The 3,603-nt window shown below is 42.2% G+C and carries 2 protein-coding genes and 1 pseudogene; 2 read left to right on the top strand and 1 reads right to left on the bottom strand.

Annotated elements, in window-relative coordinates:
• Positions 1-462: 462 nt before the first annotated feature.
• Complete coding sequence (locus F6K57_RS39805; RefSeq protein ID WP_293074328.1) at positions 463-1,020, top strand: Uma2 family endonuclease; 558 nt, start codon at positions 463-465, stop codon at positions 1,018-1,020.
• Positions 1,021-1,244: 224 nt separating this feature from the next.
• On the opposite strand, the gene F6K57_RS39800 is transcribed toward F6K57_RS39805, so the two are convergent.
• Positions 1,245-1,415 carry a hypothetical protein gene (locus F6K57_RS39800; protein WP_293074325.1) on the bottom strand — a complete coding sequence of 57 codons (171 nt, stop codon included), beginning with the start codon at positions 1,413-1,415 and terminating at the stop codon, positions 1,245-1,247.
• Between the two features lie 812 nt (positions 1,416-2,227).
• Here F6K57_RS39800 and F6K57_RS39795 point away from each other — a divergent pair.
• Positions 2,228-3,407, top strand: a pseudogene (locus tag F6K57_RS39795) (IS630 family transposase).
• Positions 3,408-3,603: the final 196 nt, after the last annotated feature.

Here is a 3,603-nt window from a genome sequence, read left to right as displayed (position 1 = left end):
CAATTAAGCCAAAAGCTAACTGAATCACCCATTGTGTGGCTTGTTGGTAATTGCTAAATCTTTCATCAAACTTTTTCACTTCATCTGAAAGCTCATCAAGTTTTCGGATTACATCAGTTAATGTCGGCTCTGGATCTTGATTGTGGTTCGGTTCTGGATCAGTAGTGAGTGTCATCGTTAAACTGTTATAATTATAACTATGATTATAACAAATTGGCGGTGCGATCGCACAGCATTTTACTTATATATAGCCAAGTATAATGTGCATTAATATGCGCTGTCATGTAGACAGAAAAAAATAAAAATAATCCCAAATTATTTTGAGTAATCCGTGTAGTAATTATGATAATTTTTGTGCCCTACTCCCTACTCCCTACTCCCTACTCCCTACTCCCTATTCCCTATTCCCTATTCCCTATTCCCTTTGTTCTATACTAATAGAGTCACTATCTTGAACCCATCATGATTGCTGATAAAAGCCCCAATTACATTTCCCAAGAAGACTATCTATCTCAAGAAGAAGAAAGTCCCATCAAACACGAGTATAGTGATGGAGAAATCTATGCCATGGCTGGAGCCAGTGATGCCCATGTTACTATTGCCGGTAACTTATTTGCACTGTTAAGAAATCATGTCAGAGGCACTGGTTGTCGGGTTTATATGGCAGATATGAAAGCGTATATTGAAGCCGCCAATAGTTATTACTATCCCGATGTTATGGTAACTGGCGATGTCAGAGATCGAGAATTGAAAAATTATAAAAAATATCCTTGTTTAATTGTCGAAGTTTTATCTCCCAAAACCGAAGCCTTTGACCGGGGGAACAAATTTTATGACTATCAAAAATTAGACACATTGGTCGAATATGTCCTAATTAGCCAAGACCATCAACGTCTAGACTGCTTCCGCCGTAATGCCCAGGGAATTTGGACATTACAATTTTATGATCCAGGTAGTGAGATTCATCTAGAAAGTGTGGATTTTCGTACTAGTATTGAGGCTTTGTATGAAGATGTATAGCGGTTTTAAATTAGGTGAGGTACATTTTTTGAGGGAACAGGGAACAGGTAACAGGGAACAGGGAACAGATAATAGGTAAGAGGCAAGAGGCAAGAGGCAAGAGGCAAGAGGGTGAAAATTATTTGTACCTCATTAGAATATAAACCGCTATAACTTTTCCAAAATAATTAAATGCCCAAGAAAATAAGATAACTTAAATCAATGCTAAAACAAGCTAGTTTCTCTTATCGTTCAGTACAAAATTGATAATCGTAGGGTGGGCAGTGCCTAGTAATGCGATCGCTAGCTAATTTTTTCGTTGGTGGGCAGTGCCTAGTAATGCGATCGCTAGCTAATTTTTTCGTTGGTGGGCAGTGCCTAGTAATGCGATCACTAACTGTTATTATTGGTTTCAAGCACTGCCCACCCTACCTAACTATGACATTAAATAAAGACCAAATTATCAGGTAATATTTAACTGCTAATCTAACCAAAAAAATACAAATTTTTACACATAACTGAGTATAAAATTTGCAAAATCAAATATTTGTAAATAAATGTAAAAAAAATATTTTTTCCTTGCATTTTTCCGATTATTTATGTATAGTATAAAAGGTGACGACTGAAACTAATAACCGCGCTGGATATGCCTCTTAACCATCCCCAGCGCGGCTTTCCTCCCAACCAAGTAGGAGCTACTTCCATAATGGCACCAAAAAATCACAATTATCTCTGTGGAATGGGCATCTGGTGGAATGGGCATCTTGCCCGTGACCATGATGGGCATCTGGTGGAATGGGCATCTTGCCCGTGACCATGATGGGCATCTGGTGGAATGGGCATCTTGCCCGTGACCATTATTTCCGGGCGGGCTGTCCCAACCAGGCGCGAAGAGGCGGAAAATCAGGGCAACCCTTGTGGTGGTGCGTTACGGGGCTACTGGCTACGACGTTGAATATGATGACAAGGCGCGCCCCTAACACCTCATAAGGGTAGGTTTTTTACAAAGACCTCAGGTGTGGGGTGTGGGGTGTGGGGTGTGGGGTGTGGGGGATAAGAAAGCGATGCAGCGCCGCTTTTTCGTTGTTTTCCTTTTCCTCTCCCTCTGGGTCGCCCCATGTTTGACCTTAATGTAAAAAACCTACCCCTGTGAGGCCCCTAACACACCCTACTGGACTGGCACAGCTAAAATAGTGTAATAGAATGCTAGATATTCGAGGTCAGTAAAATGGGAAGAGGTCGTCGAGATAAAGTACTTCTGGAAATAGAACAAAGACAAAGACTCGAAAAAATCAGTCGTAATGGTTATGCGCCTGCTCCCGAAAATTCTCCATGCCAGAGTTCTGTTGATGTGTGATGAAGGCGAACTGACATAGAAAAAATGGACAGATGGAGAGATTGCCGAAGCCTTAAATATTCATCGAAACACGGTAGGACGTATTAGAAAAAGATTTCTCAGCTATGGAGTTGAACCAGCGCTAAATCGAAAGCTGAGAAAAATTCCGCCAACTCCTCCATTAATAGATGGAGAACAAGAAGCACAAATTATCGCCCTCTGTTCGACCCGCCAGATGGTAGGGCAGATTGGACGAAATGACTCCTAACATCAGAACTGAAAAAACGAAGAATTGTCACCGAAATTTCCCGTGAAACTGTACGTCGCACATTAAAAAAAACCAGCAAGTCCAAAGAAAGTAGAACGGTTTTGTATTCCGGAACGAGATTTGGCGAGATTTGTCGCCCAGATGGAGGTAGTTTTAGACCTTTACTGTTGCTTACATTCGACCGATGAGCCTTTGATTTGTATGGATGAAGCATCAGTACAACTCCAAGATCATGTCTACGAACCGATAAAAATGCAACAATTCTCAAGATGCCAAAGAAGATTATCACTACACTCGTGAAGGAACACAAGCCCTGTTTAGGTTTTTTGACAAATCATGCTGGATGGCGGCGGGTTAGCAACCGAGAGCACCGAGCTCGCGAGTGATTGGGCTGAAGAAATTCGCCAATTACTGGATGTGGACTATCCTGATGCTCGTAAAGTTAAGTTAATCTGTGATAATCTTAATACTCATGCGGATTGCCTCTCTGTATGAAGCTTTTCCTGCTGATGAAGCCCAACGCCAAAGCTAGACGGCTCGAAATTTATCATACTCGAAGTAATGGCAGTTGGTTGAATGTCGCAGAGATTGAACTGAGCATTTTAACTAAACAATGTTTAGCCCGCAGGATTCTAGTCGAAGAAAAATTGCAAAGAGAGGAACGAAGCTTGGCAACAAGAGCGCAACAAAACAGCCAGTAAAGTAATTTGGCATTTTTCAACCCCGGATGCCAGAGTCAAACTTAAACACCTTTATCCAGTGTTTGAAGAGGAAGAGATGGCAGATTCTAATGCACCAAATTAGCTGTGCCAGTCCACTACTGGCGTGGCCAGCTTAAAATAGTGCAATAGATTTTTGCTCCCCATATTCCCACACTCCCCGCGCCCCCGCCCCACACTCCCCGCGCCCCCGCCCCACACTCCCCACACTCCCCCCTCTGTTTCTAATGCATCAAATTAAGCTTGCCACGCCACTACTTTTTGACCCTGGGGTATCTTAT

This window comes from Moorena sp. SIO4A5 (assembly GCF_010672005.1).
Classification (GTDB): domain Bacteria; phylum Cyanobacteriota; class Cyanobacteriia; order Cyanobacteriales; family Coleofasciculaceae; genus Moorena.
Note: the sequence above shows the minus strand (reverse complement) of the source record. Positions and strands in the feature narration are given on the sequence as shown.